Source organism: Paraburkholderia atlantica, assembly GCF_009362785.1.
GTDB classification, from domain to species: Bacteria; Pseudomonadota; Gammaproteobacteria; order Burkholderiales; family Burkholderiaceae; genus Paraburkholderia; species Paraburkholderia atlantica.
The window spans coordinates 38,417-56,474 of record NZ_WHNQ01000016.1; the positions used below are offsets into that span (position 1 = coordinate 38,417).

At 61.8% G+C, this 18,058-nt stretch carries 15 protein-coding genes and 1 pseudogene; 10 read left to right on the forward strand and 6 right to left on the reverse strand.

Features of this window, described 5'->3' with window-relative positions:
- Positions 1 to 23 precede the first annotated feature (23 nt).
- The 6 genes from GCT19_RS22225 to GCT19_RS22250 all read left to right on the forward strand — a co-directional run bounded on the left by GCT19_RS22225 (position 24) and on the right by GCT19_RS22250 (position 5,985).
- A complete protein-coding gene (locus tag GCT19_RS22225; protein WP_152853157.1) occupies positions 24 to 1,538 on the forward strand; it encodes a hypothetical protein in 1,515 nt (504 codons plus the stop codon).
- A gap of 62 nt (positions 1,539 to 1,600) precedes the next feature.
- Positions 1,601 to 2,008 carry a hypothetical protein gene (locus tag GCT19_RS22230; protein ID WP_018432916.1) on the forward strand — a complete coding sequence of 136 codons (408 nt, stop codon included), beginning with the start codon at positions 1,601 to 1,603 and terminating at the stop codon, positions 2,006 to 2,008.
- A gap of 250 nt (positions 2,009 to 2,258) precedes the next feature.
- Positions 2,259 to 2,501: a DUF3717 domain-containing protein gene (locus tag GCT19_RS22235; protein ID WP_018432917.1), complete on the forward strand. Its 243-nt coding sequence runs from the start codon at positions 2,259 to 2,261 to the stop codon at positions 2,499 to 2,501.
- Positions 2,502 to 2,627: 126 nt separating this feature from the next.
- Complete coding sequence (locus tag GCT19_RS22240; protein WP_018432918.1) at positions 2,628 to 3,647, forward strand: ATP-binding protein; 1,020 nt, start codon at positions 2,628 to 2,630, stop codon at positions 3,645 to 3,647.
- Positions 3,648 to 3,755: 108 nt separating this feature from the next.
- Positions 3,756 to 4,706, forward strand: a complete 951-nt coding sequence (locus tag GCT19_RS22245) for a hypothetical protein (RefSeq protein ID WP_152853158.1) — start codon at positions 3,756 to 3,758, stop codon at positions 4,704 to 4,706.
- Between the two features lie 7 nt (positions 4,707 to 4,713).
- A complete protein-coding gene (locus GCT19_RS22250) occupies positions 4,714 to 5,985 on the forward strand; it encodes a vWA domain-containing protein (RefSeq protein ID WP_018432920.1) in 1,272 nt (423 codons plus the stop codon).
- Positions 5,986 to 6,556: 571 nt separating this feature from the next.
- Here GCT19_RS22250 and GCT19_RS43445 read toward each other — a convergent pair.
- Genes GCT19_RS43445 through GCT19_RS22260 form a run of 3 tightly spaced genes read right to left on the reverse strand, consistent with a single transcriptional unit; the run spans position 6,557 to position 8,824 of the window.
- Entirely contained in the window at positions 6,557 to 7,813 is a 1,257-nt protein-coding gene (locus GCT19_RS43445; protein WP_320407309.1) for a zinc ribbon domain-containing protein, read from the reverse strand.
- Positions 7,810 to 8,649: a recombinase family protein gene (locus GCT19_RS43450; RefSeq protein WP_217709343.1), complete on the reverse strand. Its 840-nt coding sequence runs from the start codon at positions 8,647 to 8,649 to the stop codon at positions 7,810 to 7,812. The genes GCT19_RS43445 and GCT19_RS43450 overlap by 4 nt, the downstream gene beginning before the upstream one ends.
- Positions 8,627 to 8,824, reverse strand: coding sequence for a hypothetical protein (locus GCT19_RS22260; RefSeq protein ID WP_129964158.1), 198 nt, complete (start codon positions 8,822 to 8,824; stop codon positions 8,627 to 8,629). The genes GCT19_RS43450 and GCT19_RS22260 overlap by 23 nt, the downstream gene beginning before the upstream one ends.
- Before the next feature lie 372 nt (positions 8,825 to 9,196).
- Here GCT19_RS22260 and GCT19_RS44810 point away from each other — a divergent pair, with 372 nt between their 5' ends.
- Entirely contained in the window at positions 9,197 to 9,271 is a 75-nt protein-coding gene (locus tag GCT19_RS44810) for a hypothetical protein (RefSeq protein WP_407082894.1), read from the forward strand.
- Positions 9,272 to 9,372: 101 nt separating this feature from the next.
- Positions 9,373 to 10,976, forward strand: a pseudogene (gene tnpC / locus GCT19_RS22270) (IS66 family transposase).
- Between the two features lie 643 nt (positions 10,977 to 11,619).
- On the opposite strand, the gene GCT19_RS22275 reads toward tnpC, so the two are convergent.
- From GCT19_RS22275 to GCT19_RS22285, 3 genes are all read right to left on the reverse strand, one after another.
- Positions 11,620 to 14,688 (reverse strand): autotransporter family protein, encoded by a 3,069-nt coding sequence (locus GCT19_RS22275; protein WP_227749310.1) that lies wholly within the window; start codon positions 14,686 to 14,688, stop codon positions 11,620 to 11,622.
- Positions 14,689 to 15,440: 752 nt separating this feature from the next.
- Positions 15,441 to 15,767 (reverse strand): H-NS family nucleoid-associated regulatory protein, encoded by a 327-nt coding sequence (locus tag GCT19_RS22280; protein WP_018432928.1) that lies wholly within the window; start codon positions 15,765 to 15,767, stop codon positions 15,441 to 15,443.
- A 55-nt stretch (positions 15,768 to 15,822) separates the two neighbouring features.
- Entirely contained in the window at positions 15,823 to 16,287 is a 465-nt protein-coding gene (locus GCT19_RS22285; protein ID WP_026228185.1) for a hypothetical protein, read from the reverse strand.
- A gap of 270 nt (positions 16,288 to 16,557) precedes the next feature.
- Here GCT19_RS22285 and GCT19_RS22290 point away from each other — a divergent pair, with 270 nt between their 5' ends.
- Positions 16,558 to 17,604, forward strand: coding sequence for a CpaF family protein (locus GCT19_RS22290; RefSeq protein WP_018432930.1), 1,047 nt, complete (start codon positions 16,558 to 16,560; stop codon positions 17,602 to 17,604).
- A 19-nt stretch (positions 17,605 to 17,623) separates the two neighbouring features.
- Positions 17,624 to 18,016 (forward strand): hypothetical protein, encoded by a 393-nt coding sequence (locus GCT19_RS22295; protein WP_018432931.1) that lies wholly within the window; start codon positions 17,624 to 17,626, stop codon positions 18,014 to 18,016.
- The last annotated feature ends 42 nt before the right edge of the window (positions 18,017 to 18,058 follow it).

The window sequence follows — 18,058 nt, forward strand, 5'->3', positions numbered from 1 at the left end:
GTTCCTTTTTTTGCGGAGCCAACATGTACCAACTCTCGATTCCCGGCCAGGTCTTCACGACCCCGACGCTCTCCGGGGTGTTCGCGCTGTTCGCCAACGAGGCGGTCCAGGCAACTGAGACCACTTTGATCAACCTGGAGGGCGGTGCGGCCGCAGTACGCGTGACGCGATACAACGGCACGCTCGGCATCCGTCGTGACGGCACGGTGGCAGAAATCGTCGCGGCACTGTTCGACGAAGTCCGTTCGCTGTGGCTATCGGCCTATGGCCCTGAGCCGAAGCCCTGGCAGATCCGCGCTTCGCACTGGGAACTGCTGTTCGCACTTTTCGATCTTGCGCGTAACCCAACGCGGTTTCTCTCGACCGACCAGATCGCTGCGCAAAAATCGGCCGCGCGTGAAGCGCGCCAGTTCTTCAATCTGATGTCGCTATTCAATGACGTGGCCATTGAACGCTTCGGATTTGCCAGCGGCGGTCCTTGTGTGCCGGGAGGCAGCACGAACGGACGACATGAGGTGCACCTCGCCTATGCGCTTCTGCGCAACGAGCAAATTCCCGAAGCGGTGCTCTCGGAATACCGTGCGATGGAAAGGGCATTCCGCTATGACCTCGAGTGGGCGTCGACGTTGCTCGACGTTCCGACGCTGCGCGGGCGGCTACCGGCGGCGAAACTGCATCAACTGGTGTCCGTGATGCGAGCGGCGAAGCAGCCGGTCACGGCAGAAACGGTCGACGCTCTGGTGGCCGCTGCCGCCGGCGTATCCAATGCACCGGACTTCATCGAGGTCGATGACGCCCTGTTCGCGGCGGGCCTCCTGCAGGTTGACCCATTGCCGGAGATGTTCGACAAGCCGGTATCGGTCGGACAGCCGGTCAATGCGCTGGCCGCGCGGCTTCGTGACCTGATCGCCGACTGGCGCCGGGAGAAGAAGCTGGACCATGCGGACATGCAGCGCACGCAGGGGCGGCTCAGTGCCCGTCGGCACGCGCTGGAACGTTCGATGGCGTTGCTCGCACACGGGCGCGAAACGTTCGAATGGCCGAACCGTGTAGCCGTTGCACTGGAGTCGAGCGATGTGGCAAGTCTGCTGAACATCCTCGACACGCCAGACGATCACAACCTGAGCAGCAAGCAGGTCGTGCTCGAGTTCCATGGCGTGAAGCTACGAGGCCTGAAGGCGAAAGCCCGGCGCCGTGCGATCTTCCAATTGTGCGGCCTCGACGGGACTGCGCAGGCCGGATGGGAAGCGAACGAGCTGGCGCGCAGGCAGGCGGAGCGCAAGGAGCAGGATGCGCGGCGTGCGAAGGAGGCGGCGCAGAATGCCCGATATCAGCGCGCCGACGGCGTCGTGATCGATGGCGCCCAGCATGTCGAGGACGCGATCGCATCGGGGTTCCGGGAGATTCGGGACTGGCGCAAGGGGGCGAGCAGGCAGTACGCGCTCGTCAACACCGAGCTTAACGAGGCGCGTCGTCTGCAGGCTAAGGATGGCACGCTGGATTACGCCCGCGCGATGCTCGAGCGGCTTGCTGCCTGAGGGAGGGTACCATGCGATTCGATCGTACTCCCAGGGTAGAGGGTCTTCGCTGGACGCCGCGGATGGAAGCGTTGCATCTGAGCCGTCAGGATCGGGCTCGTGAGAAGATCGAGCGTGCCTACCCACTTTTCAGCGATCAGATCGAGGTGCCCCAGGCGCTTTCGGTCGATGAAGAGCGGGAACGTCGCGAACGGTTGCTGTACCAGAGCGAGCAACGCATGCGCGATCTGTACGCCCAGCAATGGCGTCGCCTGCGTCGCGAGTTCTTCGCATGCACGCCCGAGGTGCGCGCGCGGATCATGGAGGCCTGGAAGGTGTGGCGCGGTCCGGCCAACCCTGTCTGTTTCGCCTACGTGCTCGAGCAGCACAACGGCGTGGGCGAAGAGAAGTCCCGGCGGCACCGCGAGCGGGAAGCGGCGATGATCGCCCGGATCGATGCAGCACGGGCCGCTCAGACAGCGTTAGTCTGACGGCAATTTTCCTGAACCACAGCCGGCGCTTATGCGCCGGCTTTTTTTTCGCCCTGGCGTCACGCGAGAAGTCTAAGCGGGGTCAATCTGCTCATCATTCGGGCAAACCGTCGCGCAGCGGCCGCGCATACTGGGCTCTGTTACCCGCGTCCACGACGCATCGACCCGCCGGAGATCCGGCAACAATGCTGCCCTTGGGGATCACGTCCCTTGGGGCGTTGTTCAGGGGCACTTCCTTCGAGGACACCCCATGAAACATCCGAACGCTGTTTCAGGCAACCGGGACGTTTCAATCGCCCAGATCGAAAACGCGATCAACGTGTGGCGCAACCGCAATCCGGCTACCTCCGACGAGGAGGTGACGGTGCTGTGCGCTGAAGCACGCTGTCTCGCCAATCTCTACGGCAGCATGATCTTCAACCGCGCGACCGCCGTGCCGCGCGAAACCCTTACCGAAGCTCAACTGGCCGCTCTGGCTGGCGCGCAGGCGTAAGGCGCAACTTTTTCGCGTCTCCAGGACGCATCGACGCGCCGCATCCGCGGCACATCCAGCTCGCCCCTCAGGGACCACGTCCCCCCGGGGCGTTGTTTCGTGGGGCTTTTCCTTTTCAGGTACCCCATGAAAGTCTCTGCCTCGCAACTTCGCGAACTGCTCATCACCTACATTCCGGCCCGCCTTCCGGTGCTTATCACTGGGGCTCCAGGCATTGGCAAGAGCGACATCGTCGCTCAGGCGGCTCAGGAAACCGGGCATGACCTGCTCATCAGCCATCCCGTCGTTGAAGACCCGACGGACTCGAAGGGTCTGCCATTCCCTGACGGGAACGTCGCCCGCTTCCTGCCGTTCGGGGATCTCGAGCGCGCATTGAGAGCGACAACGCCGCTGCTCTGGTTCCTTGACGATCTGGGCCAGGCATCGCCGGCAGTGCAGGCGGCAAAGATGCAACTGCTGCTGGCACGCCGCATCGGCGAGCACGCGCTGCCCGACTGTGTCACGTTCGTTGCGGCCACCAACCGGCGCAACGACAACGCGGGTGTCTCGGGCATTCTCGATCCCGTCATCTCGCGTTTCGCGACGGTGGTGGAGCTTGAGCCTTCGATCGCCGACTGGACGGACTGGGCGGCTCGCAGCGGTGTTCCTGCCGAACTGATCGCGTTTCTGCGATTCCGGCCGGACCTGCTGTCCGTGAAGAAGACCGCGCGCGATATCGAAAACGCACCGAGCCCCCGAACATGGGGATTCGTCGCGAAGACGATGCCGGTCGTGCCGAAGTCGCTCGAGCTCGTCTCCTACGCGGGTTCGGTGGGCGAGGCTGCAGCGAGCGAACTGATGAGCTTTCTTGCCATCTACCGCGAGCTGCCCTCGCCGGACGCCATCATCCTGTCGCCGGACACGGCGCCGATCCCTGAGACCCCGGCCGCGCTGTATGCGGTCAGTTCGGCGCTGGCGGCGCACTCGACCGAAGGCAACTTCGAGCGGGTGCTGACCTACAACCAGCGGCTGATCGACGTAGGCCACCGTGAATTCGGTGCGCTTCTCGCGCGTGATGCCGTGCGTCGCAAGCCTGAACTGGCGAGCACCCATGCGTTCATCCGCGCGCAGGGTGGCGAAATCGGAAAAATCATCCGCGGCGAGTAAGCCGCTGCCTGTTGCTTCATCCGTTGTTCGTTCTGCCACGGCCCGCCTCGCGCGCCGTGGCTTTTTTCTTTCTGCTCAATCCAATCCCTTTCTATTCTGGAGTTTTCCATGAACATCACTGAACTGAAATCCCGCGTCATGCTGTCGGCCGTCACGGTATCCGCCTGGCAGGCGCGCTGCTTCGACGTGAAAGCGACCGAAGAAGTCGAGAAGAACCATCAGGCCAAGGACATCGGCCGCTTCAACAAGCGCCTGCTGCCCGAGCATGCGCCGAGCTACAAGGAGGTGGTTTCGATCGGCAATCGCATTCGCCGCTATCACTACGACCACTCGCTGAAGTACGAACAGCTGGGCGTGCGTCTGCTGCCGACGGCGATCTACATGGACTTCGCCGACCAGATGCGCAAGATGAAGGATGAGTTCGATCTCGCCGTTTCCGTCTTCCTGACCGACTACCTGAATCTGAAGGAACAGGCACGGGTGGAACTGAACGGGCTGTTCAACGAGTCGGACTATCCCACGCTTGCCCGCATGTCCGAGAAGTTCGGCGTCAAGCTCGCGGTGTTGCCGTTTCCTGACGCGAGCCAGTTCGGCGTCGATCTGCCGGCCGACGTGCTGACGGATCTTCGTTCGGAAATCGACCAGCACGTGCTTGCCTCGATCACGACGGCGAACAACGATCTGGTCGGGCGTCTGTATGAGGCCGTCTCGAAGCTGGCCGACAAGCTGTACGGTGCCACCGATGTTCGCCTGGGCGTCACCAACCAGGTGCGCGAACTGTGCGAACTGCTGCCGAAGCTGAACTTCACGAACGATCCGAAGCTCAACCACATCCTCGAACAGGCGAAGACGCATCTCGCGGTTCACAGGGGTGCGGATCTGAAGGAGTCGAGCGTGCTGCGTTCGCAGGTCGCGGCCAAGGCCTCTGAAATCGAGGGGCTGATGGCAGCGTTCATGGGCGGGGCACCGGAGCCGGTAGCGAATCAGCTTTCGACGTTCGCACCGCTGGAGCAGGTTGTCCAGCCGGAGCCGACGCCGCTTCTGCGACTCGTCGCCTGAGGTGGCCATGGACCCGCGCATCTCGAAGCAACGCACGGCGCTGGTCCTCGACCAGCCGTTTTTCGGCGCACTCGCTTTGCGTCTGAAGGTGGTCGAAGATCCGTCGTGCAGGACGTTCTGGACTGACGGGGAATCGCTGGGATACAACCCGGCGTACCTCGGCGGTCTGAACGATCTGGAAACGCGCGGCGTGCTGGCGCATGAGGTTCTGCATGTGGCCAATGGCCACTGCTGGCGCCAGGGCGATCGCGATCCGAAACTCTGGAACGACGCATGTGACTATGCGATCAATCCGATCGTGTACGACGCAGGCATGCAGTTGCCGAAGGGCGTGCTCGTCGATGCCCGCTTCAAGGGCAAGTCGGCCGAGGAGATTTACGGCATCCTCGCGCAGGAGAAGCGGCAGAAGGAAAAGCAGCAGGGCAACGGTAAGAAGGATGGTGGCAAACCGGATGCGCAGCCTGGCCAGCAGTCGACTCCACAGTCGGCCCAACAGCCAGGCGGCACACCCGGTGGCAACAGCCCGCCGCAATCCGCGAACGGCGCGACCACACCGTGCGCAACACCCGAGTCCGGCACTTCTCCCGAGGCTGCTCCCTCCTGTGGCGAGGTCCGTCAATACAGAGGGGACGACAAGGCGCAGAAGGAAGCTGACTGGAAGGTCGCCGTCCTGCAGGCCGCGAAAGCGGCGAAGATGCGGGGCGGGATGGGCGGCGCTCTGGAAGGCGTGGTCCAGGTGGCGGTGGAACCTGTGGTTGACTGGCGCGCGATCCTGCAACGCTTTGCGCAGGAATCGTCGCCGACTGACTACACTTTCGCGATGCCCAATCGCCGGTACCTGCACATGGGGCTGTATCTGCCGTCGCTCAACGAACCGGCGGTTGGCGATGCGGTGTTCGTGCGCGATTCCAGCGGTTCGGTGTTTGACGAGACGCAGGCACAGTTCGACGCGGAAATCCTTGTTGTGAATGAGACTGTGCGGCCGCGGCGGCTGATCGTGATGGATTGCGATACGCGTGTAAAGCAGGTGCAGATCTTCGAGCGCGGCGACGCGGTCGAACTGCTACCGGTGCGTGGCGGGGGAGGCACTTCGTTTGTCGATCCGTTCAAACGGCTGGCCGACGAAGGCATTCAACCCACGTTTCTGGTCTATCTCACCGACATGGATGGAGCATTTCCGATCGATGAACCGTCCTATCCCGTCCTGTGGGCATCGACCGTGCCGCTCCGGCGCGCGAAGAAGGCACCGTTTGGGGAAATGATGGAAGTGATCTGCTGACAGGCGATGTCTGCCACGTGTTCTGAACCCAAGCCCGGCAATTTTGCCGGGCTATTTTTTTGCCCGCGGACTCTCCCCGCGGTCGCGCTGCTCTCGGCCAACTCCAGTCGTTCTCTTGCGCCCGCGGATGGACACGCGAATGTCGGCTCCAGAGACAGTAGCTGCACTTCACACATCCAGCTGCTCAGTCGCAGCATCGCTCATTGGCTCGCTAGCGAGGATGGCCGTGCGCGATTGGTCCGAACGCAAAGCTTCCTGACTGCTGAGGTGCGCGGCAGGCCTTGCCGATAGCCTCCGCTCACCGGAGCGCTCGGGCTCGCAGGTCCTGACGACTTCACGCCGTCTAGCCAGCTAGCCCGTCCTCTGTCTTTGTAGTGCGTCCTCATGCGCGACAAAGATTCTATGATGACCGGATGTGTATCGCGGCGCACGTGACAGCAAGAACGGGAGATCAGAAGGGGACAGCGTACATCCTCTGTCCAGGCCTGAACGTTTGTAAGCGTTGCTCCAGTACCGTCTAGACCTGTTTCGCGGCAAACGCGGGAGTCTCGTGACATAGTGCATCCTTTGGTTAGAAGCCCGGCAACTTGAGTGACTTCTCTGCTTCCTGTCGGGCCTTGAAGTGAGGCGGTCGCCTTTCCTTGATAGCCCGTACACCCTCCCTGACGGCTTCGGACTCAAGCTCAGCAACAGGGACCTGCCAGGGCGCCGAGGGCATGAGTTGAGTCGCAGGCAGTATTCCTTCACGGATCAGGCGGTGAATCGAGCTGCCGTAGATTCCCAGTCGCCGTGAGGCCTCTTCCACGCTGATCGTCTCCGCATGCGATGCCACCGGATCGAATGGCGCAATGCCCAGCCGTTCACGCAGTTCGGTAACACGAACCGTGGTCCAGGTCTTGCCGTCTGGCGATTTGCATCGCATGCGGTTCATGGTCACCGCAAGCTCCCTGTCCGGCCACTGCCCGCCAAGCTTGCGCATAACCTCAACAGCACTGAAGTGTTGGCCAGATGGATATCGACCAACATTCACGCGTGCGACGCGCAGCTCCGTGTGCCGACCGCCGGTCCAGTGAACCGTTGCGACTGCTTCATTCGTATTGTCGTCCAGATCAATCACGACTTCCTGAATGAGAATACGGGTCAGCCGCTGCTTTGTTCGCATATCGGTGCCCGGCGCATTCCACGCCGCCGGGAGATCGCGTGCGAGCGTCATCAACTGCGTCTGGTCGATCGCGGGCCGGCTTGCAACCTCGCGGTCCAGAAGCGCAGCGCGCTCTTCGAGGTGAGCGACACGTTCGAGGGCTGCATTCCAGCGCGCTTCAAGCTCGCGTGCAACCAATCGTTTCGTCGGATCGACAACCTCATACCGGCGTGCGGCAAGAGAGGCATCGTAGCGCGCTTCCTCGAGCTCGCAGGCTAACGCGCGACGCGCATCATTGCCTGCGCGCGATGTTTGCTGTGCAGCGCGAACGGCCGCTTCCACCGCATGCTCCGAAACCGCTTCGAGAATTGCGGCCGCCACTGCTTTGTCGATACGTATTCCGCCGATTCCGATACAGCGGAATGCTCCGACATGTGCTTCGTCGCCACGGCAGTAATAGCGATGCGCGTGGCCGGCTCTCATGCCGTAGTTGACTCGCATCATTCGGCCGCACCGGCCACATCGCGCCAGGCCAGTAAGCAATGCCCGCCCACCACGAGCAGATCGACGGGAAGCCCGCTTCTTCATGTGTGTGTTCTCGGCAATCATCCTCTGATGCTCCTCGAACTGATCCCACGTTATGTACCCTGGGTGATGGTCGCGCAACAGGACGCTCCAGTCCTTCATTGGTTGGAGTGGCCTTCAGTCTTACGAGCCCGTCCGTCGACGACCGCGGTGCGCTGGGTCGTCCTTCCAAACACATACGCCCCAGCATAAACCGGATGCTCCAGGATCTGGACGACCGTGTGATATGCAGGCCTGCTCCATTCGATCCGGATGCCCGCGGGGCCGTGCCGTGTCACCGGCAGCTTCACGTCGGATTGTATGGCCCATAGCAGCACCTGACGGGCACTGCCGAGTTCGCGAAACTTACGGAAGAGCACCCGGATGGACTCGGCAACCCGTTCGTCTGGATCCATCTCGATCTGCCCAAGCTCGTTCCAGCAGTAGCCCGGAGGTAGCGCAAAGCGCAATTCGCCACGCTGGGCCTTCGAATCACGCGCGGCAATGCCACGCTGCCGCAGCAGACTGAGTTCGTACTCCGACATCGTGCCTTTGAGTCCAAGCAGGAGCCGATCGTTGACCAGCCTGGGGTCATAAATACCGTCGTGATCAACGACGACCGTGCCGACCAGCGCGCAAAGATCAATGAGATGGTGCCAATCGCGGCCGTTGCGCGCAAGTCGTGAAGCCTCGAGACAGAACACGGCGCCGACGGATCCTGCACACACTGACGCGACCAGCTTCTGGAACCCGGGACGTTCGATACTGCCGGAGCCCGAACGTCCAAGGTCATCGTCGATCGTCGTCACTGAAGCAAAGCCCATGGTTCGTGCAGATTCAGCGAGCGCGTACTGACGATTCTGGCTCTCCGTGTGCTCCACCACCTGGCTCATGGTTGATTGACGGACGTAGACCACCGCGCCTCGGCAAAGATGTTCAGCGGAGATCTTCTGGTTCATCGCGATCTCCTGGGTCGGTTATGTTCGCCGGCTTGCCCAGCGCTTCCAGCAGAAGTGCCGCGAGCGCGTCGATCACTTCCTCCCGTCGATTCCCCACTATGGCTGCGTCGAAGGTGGGATCTAGGTGCAGTTCCAGCGGAAGCTGTACGCCGGGTTCTCTTTGCAGTCGTCTCATCGGAATGGCCCTCCGTTGACAGAGGCTTCGATGATCCTCCTTCGGCGGAGTGGCGCTTCCGATCAGACAGGACGCGGCACAAGAAGGCCAGCGCTTCGGCGCTCACTTGCGGTTCGCCAAGCGACATTGCCGAGCATATCGACGCATCGAGCATCCAGGCTGGCAGTTCGCGGGAGATCTGTTGCGGGACGTCGAGGTGAACCATCTGATTCCCGCGGCGCCCAGTGCGGCGGACCAGCCTGTATTCCTGGCCGTAGGCGGGGTGCCAGCGGTATGCGATCACCACGATTTGCGATCGGTATGTTGAATGTCGTGCGGCTTGGCGATCTGCTCAAGGTGCTGTGGTGGAGTGGCGACGGCATGTGCCTGCTGATGAAGCGACTCGGGAAGGGGCGTTTCGTATGGCCTCAAGCCGACGGTGGCGTTATCTGCCTGAGCCCGGCGTAACTGTCGATGCTGCTGGAAGGCATCGACTGGCGGCAACCGACGAGAACGGCACGACCGACCTCGGCGTTGTAAACGTCGCTGCCCGCGCGCAAACTGCCTGCATGACGCGCGCGAGCCCACTTCCCGACGATGTCGAAACGCTGAAGGCGATGCTGCTCAGCCAGGAGGTGGCGCTGCGCGAGCGCGACGCGCAGGTGCTCAAACTGCAGGAAACGGTCGACTCGCAACAAGCTGCGTTGGCTTCGCGCGAAGCTGAAGTCGAACACCTTAAGCTGCTCATTGCCAAGCTGCGTCGTATGCAGTTCGGTCGCAAGTCCGAGAAGCTGGACCATCAGATCGAGCAACTCAAACTCCGCCTCGAAGACCTTGAGGCCGACGAGGGCGCGGCACCGGTCGAAATCCCGAAGACACCGCGCAAGGCTGTGGAGCAGACACCGCGCAAACCACTGCCTGACATCTGCCGCGCGAGATCCGTGCGCACTTGCCCGAATCTCCCGGGAAGTGCTCGCAGTGCGATGGCAAGATGAAGCCGCTGGGCGAAGACGTCGCCGAACAGCTTGAGTGTGTGCCGGCAAGCTTCCGGGTCATCCGTCATGTGCGCCCGAAGTTTGCGTGCGTGTGTTGCGACCACATCTCTCAGGCGCCTGCGCCGAGTCGCCCCATCGAACGCGGTCTCGCCGGCCTTGGGCTGCCGGCACACGTTCTGGTCTCGAAGTTCGCAGACCACGTGCCGCTTTACCGGCAATCGGTCATGTACGCGCGAGAAGGCGTCGAGATTGATCGCTGGCTGCTGGCGAAGTGGGTCGGTCACGGGGCGACGCTGCTGCAGCCACTCGTTGAAACACTACGTCGTCATGTGATGTCAGCGACGAAACTGCACGCCGACGACACGCCGGTTCCAGTGCTTGCACCGGGCAGCGGCAAGACGAAGACTGGGCGCCTGTGGGTGTACGTGCGCGATGATCGTGCATCGGCCGACATGACGCCGCCAGCGGTGTGGTTCGCCTATACGCCGGATCGCAAGGGCATCCATCCGCAGCAGCACCTCGGGTCGTTCAACGGCACACTGCAAGCCGACGCATACGGTGGCTACCAGGCCATTTACGAAACGCGGCGCGTCACGGAGGCGGCTTGCTGGGCGCACGCTCGACGGCAGTTCTAAGAATTGCACGCAGCGCTCCCCAATGCGTTGAATACCGAAGCGCTCGAGCGTATCGGCGCGCTATACAGGATTGAGGAGACGATCAGGGGCAAGCCGCCCGACGAGCGCAGTGCGCACCGCCAGGAGCATGCGCGGCCGCTACTCGATCAATTCCACGCGTGGCTCGCAACGATGCTGGAAACGCTCTCGCGCAAATCGGACACGAGTCGTGCGATTCTCTATGCGTTGAACCGGTGGGAAGCACTCACACGCTATTGCGATGATGGCCAGCTCGAAATCGACAACCTTCCAGTCGAACGGGCGCTTCGCGGAGTGGCCATCGGTCGACGCAACTATCTGTTCTGTGGAGCAGACTCCGGTGGTGAACGTGCCGCCGCAATCTACAGTTTCGTTGGCACCGCAAAATTAAACGGCGTCGATCCTGAGGCGTATCTGCGGCACGTCCTCGCACGCATCGCCGAGCATCCAATCAACCGTATCGAAGAATTGTTGCCGTGGTGCTTGCCAGAATGGCTTCTCCTGAAGAATGACTCTCCGGCATAGGCCGGCAGTCGCCTACAATACAACTGCGCCGGCATCACCGCCGATCTCCAGCCCGCCTAGCTCCTGTCCTGCCGCGCGACCTCTTGGGGGACAGAAGGCTGCCCCTCATATGACTTGTATCGCGCCCGACGCTTCCCTGCGCTCGTAGACGCGGGGAGCAACTATGAGTGCTCTGTCAGATGAAGAGCTTGTCCTTGCAAGCGCCAATCGCCATGTGCATGAAGCGCGGCGACGCATCGCGATACTAGCTTCCCAACTGCAATGTCAACGTACAAAAGGGATAAATAGGCCCGAGGCAGAGCAGTTGCTCCACATCATGCGGGACGTCCTCGACACAATGATCGACCACCGCAGAGTCGTTGATATGGAAGTGCGACTGCTGCGCCGATCGCAGCACAAGAGACTGTCCCGGTCGCATCGAGGAGATGCCTAACGCCCCTCTGAAATCCGCTTGCTATGGCGCCATCCTCATGTCAAGACGACCGGCGCGACACGCTTACGAACGTTTCGTTACCGGGCGAGATAGACTAACCGCGTAAAATCTGGACCGGTGCGCTTGAATTCGAACATTGGCAGTCCTTGGTTCACCCGACCACCATTGTCGTGGTGTCACGCACTGAGCTTATTTCTGCTCCCCCGTCGCTCACCAAGTGTAGCGAAAGCCGATGTCTCCCCAGACACCTTTTCGGCTCCCGCTCACGGCATCATTGATCGAGAACTGGTAGCCGAACTGCCCGTACAAGCTCATACGCATGTCGAGCTTCGCCGTCACGCCAGCGGCGACGTCCATACGCGTGAATTGCTGCCTCAGCGGTACCTGCTGGGCTCCGGCGTATGTCGTCGCTGCCTTTGCGCCCCAGTCCCGCCAGATATTTGTGCGAAGGTACGGCTGCCACAGCTCGCCGTTGGCGCGCTCAATGCTCCACTGACCCCGCACCCCGAGCCGCCCGCTCACGCCTGACGTCGAGCCTGGATCGACAGGACCCAGTCCGTCATTGGCTTCGTTCAGCCCGACGTGCTGCCAGATGAGCTGTGCCTCCGGTTCTAGCACGAAGCCCGGTCCAAGCGGCAAGGGAATCGGATAGCCTGCCTCCAGCGAAGTGGCGAACCCCGACCCCGAGATCGGCAACCGGGCGTACTGTGTCGTCGCATCGCCGTCGTAATAGGTGCCTTGCAGTATCGCGTCGATATACCAGCCTCCCGGGCCGTAGTGTGTCCAGTACGCGCCGCCGGAATACCCATTGAGATTAACCGAGCCGGTGTGGTTCAGCACATAGCCAGTCGCAGCCGCATTCGTGACGAGGCCGTCCACGTCGGCATTACTGTTGCCGTAGGCGAAGTACACGCCCGCGGCGTCGTGATGGCCAGACATCAAACTGCCGCGCCAGAGATCGAGGCCCGCCTGCACGCCGAGCACATGGCCGTTGGCGCGCGCATCGGTGAAGGTCTCGTAGCGATTGTCGATCTGCTGGCCGAACAGCCGCGCCCACGCCGAACGGGCCACCCCTTCGGCGTCGGTACCGCCCGCGGCCTGTGTCAGCGTATCGCCGATACGCTCGTGCATCGTACCGAGCATGGTGAGGCCCAGTTGTCTCGTGAGCGGCTGCACCACCGAGTAGGTGGCAAGTTCCGGCCCGATGATCGGGTACTCGCCAGGGGGCAGCACGGAAGGCGGCGGGTCGTTGGGAAAGGTTACCTCGGGCGGAGGTTCCTCGCCCGGGCCGGGCGGCACCTCGCCCGTTCCGACGACGAATTCCGAGCGCAGGAACCAGTCGTTCGCAAACGACGCGCGGCTGGGAGCGCCCCGATCCAGACGGTAGTCGTAGGCGCCGCCGCGGACTTCGCCGGCCAGCGCGAAGCTGCCTGGGTCCGTGGTGCCGCCGTTGGTCGCGACCACCACCGGGATGCCGTTGCCGTGCGTCAGCGCGCCAGGGCCGCCGGCGTTGGTGACGGCGATGATGGTCTTGCCGGTTGCCGAACCCCCGTCGATGACAAGCTGGTCTGAAGGTGAATTGTCGCCGCCGAGGTAAGTGTCGATGGCGATGGTGCCGTTGTGGCCGGCATAACTGGTCGTTGTCAACACGGCTCCTGGATCGCTGGCGATGCGGACCAGCCCGGCATTGACGACGCTCGCCACACGCTGGTCCAACCCGCGCAGATCGAGTGTGCCGGCAGACTGCACCGCATAGTCAGAATTTGGGCTGAAGACATTGGGAGCGCCAGCCGCTAGCGTACCGCCTTGCACGGTGGTCGGACCGGCATAGGTGCTGACGCCGGTCATGACGGTTTTGCCGCTATAGACGTTGACAGCGCCCGAGCCTGCGATGGCCGCGGGGAACTGGTAGTTGCCGCTGGAGTCCGTGTGATTAAACACGAGATCGCCCGTGCCGCTGCCGAAAGTCAGCGTCCTGGCATCTAGCGTGCCGGGCGGGGCCGGCGCCGTGCCGGCGGGCGCACCAATGTTGAGCGTCCCCGTAGAGCCAGCATTCTGTGCAACAGACACGGCATTCGCGTGCACCGACGCGCCACTCTCAATGGTCAGGGCACCGGCGCCAAAGTGACCGACACCGAGCGACGCGCCAGAATTCAGTACCGAACCGGCATCGGTGACGGTGACGGTGCCGGCACCTCCGGTTGGCGTCGTGCTACAGAAAGATGAGGAGAGTCCGGTGCACTGACCAGCGATGAACGTGGCGCCACTGCCTGTCACGTTAACGGCGCCCTGGTTGGCGATCGTCATCGTGCCATTTCCCTGCGCCCCCACGACCAGGTCATCGTTGACCACGTTAAGCGTGGCACCTGGCCCGCGGATCTCGACCGAACTCGTGCCCGCAATGGAGCCGACGATCGTCTTCCCGCCGATCGTCACGGTGCCGTTCGATTGGATCTGCAAATCGCCTGGACCGCGCGTACCGACAACGAGAAACGGTGACGTGAGTAACCCCCCGTTCGACACCACGACCGACCCAGTCGAAGCAGGCGACGTCTCAAAGGCCGCGTTGAAGGCGAGATAAGTTCCTCTGGCGCTCGTCGCCATGCCGCCGTCGGTAATAGTCAGGACACCGTCGGCGCCGGGCAAGACACCCACGCCGAGAAAGCCAGTCGCGGACAGACTACTACCTGCGCCGCTGACAACCGCTTGCGCACTTGAGGTGGCCCCGATCTGCACCGTATCCTGGCTCGAGACTGCGCCGCCGTTCGTCGCATTCAACTGCGCGGAACCGGAGTTCCCGACGTAAATAAAACCCGTAGCCGCATATCTCGACCCTTGACCATCGACCGTGAGCGCACCGCTGCTGCCGGGATTGGTTCCCAGGTAGGTCTGCGTGAACCCGGTCACGGAACCGCCGTTGCTGATCGTCAGCACACCGGATCCATTAAAGCCAATGTAGTTTTGGGATTGCGGATTGACGGCGGTAATCGTTCCACCAGTCACGGATATCAGTCCGCTACTGCCGGCTTGCTGGGCCATTTCTATATGGTTCAGTGCGACGTCGGCCCCGGCCGGCACAATGAACGTTCCCCCGGGGACCCCATTCACCGTCCCGCTACTGGATCCGGGAACGAGTGTGCCAATCACCGTCGATCCGACGGCGGCAGTCTGAGTCGTATTGCCGTTGATGACAAGAGTCTGGGCAAAACTGATGCTGGCGAAGAGCATTGTCGAGCAGACAAGCAGCCCACTTGCCGGATGCATGAGACAGCGTTTCATCTTTTCACCTCCCGGACTCTATCCTGGTGGATAAAAGAGCACTGCACGTAATGAATGTTTGCAAACAAACATTAAAAAGAGCCATTCAGCAGGAACAGGAGGAAATGACTCTCCCATATGCGATGCTCTTAATTCCTGCCCGATAAGTGCTTTCTAAATGTCCAGATAATTGTTCGGGAAAAGCTGAGGGTGACGGAGTACGACAACCACCGGGATTTAATGCCCATCGAAAATGGAAATTCACGCCTGCTTGAATTATCAGGCGAGGCGGACTCTCATAGCTGAGGGGAGGCTGCGGTAAAGCTACGCATTAACCGGTCGCACGCGGTGCTGTCAAGATAGAGCCGTTGCTGCTGCTTCATGCGGCGTAGATCGTGATCGCGACAATGACGGCAGCTGACGAGGTATCCTCCTTAAACGATTGCTCATCCGCGGCGTTGCCTGAGAGCCGGCTTTCGACATACAGATGGAGGAGCCCCAACGTGCCTGCCCGCTAACGCTAGATCTTTATCCTTTTGTATAACCTTTGCGAGGAATGTTCAAGTCATTTACTAGCGACTGCTCGAAATCGCCACAGCTAATCGCGGCGCGATTGAACCGCTTCCCGACGAAAAGCAGACAGTGTTTTCGGTATCAAGCGAGCGACCGTGGGATCTTGGAGCGGTCATTGCCGGCGATGCTGGGTGCGTGACCGCTCAGGGTCCGAAACGGGCCGTTTCCGCGAAGCACGCACGCGCGGATTGCCCGTGCTATCAGGCGGTTGGTTTCATCGAAAAAAGGTCCAGCTGCCGCGGATCGGTCTCCGAGGCGGCGACCATGGGCTTGGGCGCCGGCTTCGGCTCGATGCGGAAGAATTCCGGGCTCACACCGGCGTTGCTGGCAGCGCGTAGCCAGTCGGGCATGTCGCCCAGCCCGTTCCATTCGTTGCCGCGCGCGTCGCGATAAAGAGGCGGGTGATCGACGTCATGCTGGATCGACTCTGCCAGTGCTTCAAGCGTGATACCGAACTCTTCCATGCGCCGGCGAAGCCAGATGATCAGCCTGTCGCGCGCCTCGCCGTCAGCGATTTTTCCCTTCATGTCCTGTTGCCCGAATTCTGATTGTCGCGGTTTATCCCGGTTGATGCCCAGGTCGCTAGGCGCGCCTGCGGGCCGTCTGCTCGAATGTCTCGCCCGCGCGAAAACGATCCAGCCTGTCGCTCGCGTCAGCGATTGCGGCGACTGGCGCGCGCCGAAGCTGATGGTCATAGGTGCTCACGATCGTTGCGAACTGCGCAAATCCGTCATCGTCGAGCATCCACACGCCGGTGTCCCGGCCGCGGTCGAATGCCGACCCGATCACCTCTTCTGCGTCCTGCATCTGGTCGACCGTCGCCGAGCTGTATCCGGCTTCCGCGAGCAGCCCCACAACGATCATGGCCTGGCACAGCGTCTGGGCAGCGTTCAGATTGCCCTGGACTCGTCGCATCGCGTCGAGGGCTATGTGCACCTGTAAGGAAAGTTCGTCCGCCTGGGCGCGCGGCATCGGCAACAGCAGAGTTTTCGAGCGGCGGGCGCGAACGGCCTGCGGGCTTGTGTAAAACGGAATTGTTCTTGCCATCGATGATTGATGATTGGAAACGCAATTGCGCCGCAGACATGTACCACAATTTCCCGCTGCGGTTAATCCGAAAGCTATACGTTTTTCTTGAGCTTTCCGGGTTAAACCCGTTAGCCGGCTGACGGGAACGAGCAACGCGCGATGCAGCGCCGCGTGGTTCAAGGCATCCATCGTCTGCGACATCGAGCACGACACTTTCCCCGAAAGCTCGCGGATTTGATCGTTCTTTCAGTCTGCTTCAGGTTCCGGCCGGACGGAACAATAGCAGGCATGTCCGAGGCTACCGACAATCCCCTGCTCAAACTGCGCCCGCTCGAGGAGAGCGCGGTCCGCATGTTTTTCGAGTCGCTGCGTCCGTTGCGCGAGTGCTTTGAGGCGCCCGACGTTGCTGAAATCATGATTAACGATTTCAACAACATCTGGATCGAGCGCCGCGGCAAGATGCATCGGCTTGACCTCACGCTCAACGAGGCGGTGCTTGACGGCGCGATCAGCGCGCTGGCGGCATCGGTCGACAAGTCGGCGGTCGCCGGCACCGCACAGGGGATCATCAACGCAGGCCACAAGAATCTGCGTATCGCATCAGTGATGCGGCCAACCGCGATCGACGGCAATGCGCTTTCGATCCGCAAGCACCGCGACAAGCACCTGTCGCTGCGCGACTACGTGAACATGGGCGCGTTCTCGCTCACGAACGCCCGCAAGGAAAAGGAACTCGATCTCTTCCCTCCGGGCATCCAGGATGATGCCTTGCGCGAAGCCCTGAGCGCGATGGTTCGGGCACGCCGCAACGTCCTCGTCGCCGGCGGCACCTCGTCCGGCAAAACCACGCTGCTCAACGCGCTCAATGCCGAGATTCCTGAAGACGAACGCGTCATCACGGTCGAGGACACGATGGAACTGAAGCTGACCGCGCCCAATCGCGTGCGGCTGCTCTCAAACCCCGACAAGGGTGTCACGACCCAGCTGCTCGTCGCCCTGTGTCTGCGCTTCCGGCCCGACCGGATCATCGTCGGCGAAGTGCGAAGCGGCGAGGCCTATGACTTCATCCAGGCGCTGAGCACCGGCCACGACGGTGGCATGGGCTCGATCCACGCCAACGACGCGCGTGGCGGTCTGAGCCGACTCGAAAGTCTCGCGATGCTCGGCGTGCCGCCGGGCAGCCGGTGGGAACTGGCAGATATGCGCAAGGCGGTGGCCGACTGCTTCCACTACGTCATTCATCTTCGCCGCACCGGCGAGCTGCGTCACGTTTCTGAAATCCTCGAAATCAAGGGTTTCAGGGACGGCGACTACGTTCTCAACCGCGTTTTCTAACCCATCGGAGTGACATTAAATGAAGAAGTATCTGTCTGAGTTTCTCGCTACCGCGCGCGAGCGCACGGGAGCGTTGAGCCGCTTTATCTGGACGCGCTTCCTCACCCGCCGTGAGCTGCGTTCGACCGTCGTTGCTGCTTCGCTCGCCGCATTCGCGCCGTTCGCCTCGGCCGTCGACCTGACTGACCTCGGCTCCGCGACGGACGTCATCTGTCTGATCTCGTCCTACATCAGTGGCCCGTGGCTTTACGGCATCGGCATCGTGCTGATCATCGTCGGTGCGGTCGCAATCGGTAACTCGGAAAGTACGATCGGCAAGATCATTTCGACGGTCTTCGTCGGCCTCGGGCTCGCGGCGTGTGCGATCCCGATCGTGAAGAACCATCTGCACATCAACTACACCTGTACCTGAGCTCACATGCGTAAGCCCACACGCGTGAGCCGTTCGCTTTCG

Bases quoted from the DNA above. Each gene is read 5' to 3' on its own strand.
- GCT19_RS22225 (WP_152853157.1), top strand. From the start codon at position 24: ATGTACCAACTCTCGATTCCCGGCCAGGTCTTCACGACCCCGACGCTC.
- GCT19_RS22230 (WP_018432916.1), top strand. From the start codon at position 1,601: ATGGAAGCGTTGCATCTGAGCCGTCAGGATCGGGCTCGTGAGAAGATC.
- GCT19_RS22235 (WP_018432917.1), top strand. From the start codon at position 2,259: ATGAAACATCCGAACGCTGTTTCAGGCAACCGGGACGTTTCAATCGCC.
- GCT19_RS22240 (WP_018432918.1), top strand. From the start codon at position 2,628: ATGAAAGTCTCTGCCTCGCAACTTCGCGAACTGCTCATCACCTACATT.
- GCT19_RS22245 (WP_152853158.1), top strand. From the start codon at position 3,756: ATGAACATCACTGAACTGAAATCCCGCGTCATGCTGTCGGCCGTCACG.
- GCT19_RS22250 (WP_018432920.1), top strand. From the start codon at position 4,714: ATGGACCCGCGCATCTCGAAGCAACGCACGGCGCTGGTCCTCGACCAG.
- GCT19_RS43445 (WP_320407309.1), bottom strand. From the start codon at position 7,813: ATGAAGGACTGGAGCGTCCTGTTGCGCGACCATCACCCAGGGTACATA.
- GCT19_RS43450 (WP_217709343.1), bottom strand. From the start codon at position 8,649: ATGAACCAGAAGATCTCCGCTGAACATCTTTGCCGAGGCGCGGTGGTC.
- GCT19_RS22260 (WP_129964158.1), bottom strand. From the start codon at position 8,824: ATGAGACGACTGCAAAGAGAACCCGGCGTACAGCTTCCGCTGGAACTG.
- GCT19_RS22275 (WP_227749310.1), bottom strand. From the start codon at position 14,688: ATGAAACGCTGTCTCATGCATCCGGCAAGTGGGCTGCTTGTCTGCTCG.
- GCT19_RS22280 (WP_018432928.1), bottom strand. From the start codon at position 15,767: ATGAAGGGAAAAATCGCTGACGGCGAGGCGCGCGACAGGCTGATCATC.
- GCT19_RS22285 (WP_026228185.1), bottom strand. From the start codon at position 16,287: ATGGCAAGAACAATTCCGTTTTACACAAGCCCGCAGGCCGTTCGCGCC.
- GCT19_RS22290 (WP_018432930.1), top strand. From the start codon at position 16,558: ATGTCCGAGGCTACCGACAATCCCCTGCTCAAACTGCGCCCGCTCGAG.
- GCT19_RS22295 (WP_018432931.1), top strand. From the start codon at position 17,624: ATGAAGAAGTATCTGTCTGAGTTTCTCGCTACCGCGCGCGAGCGCACG.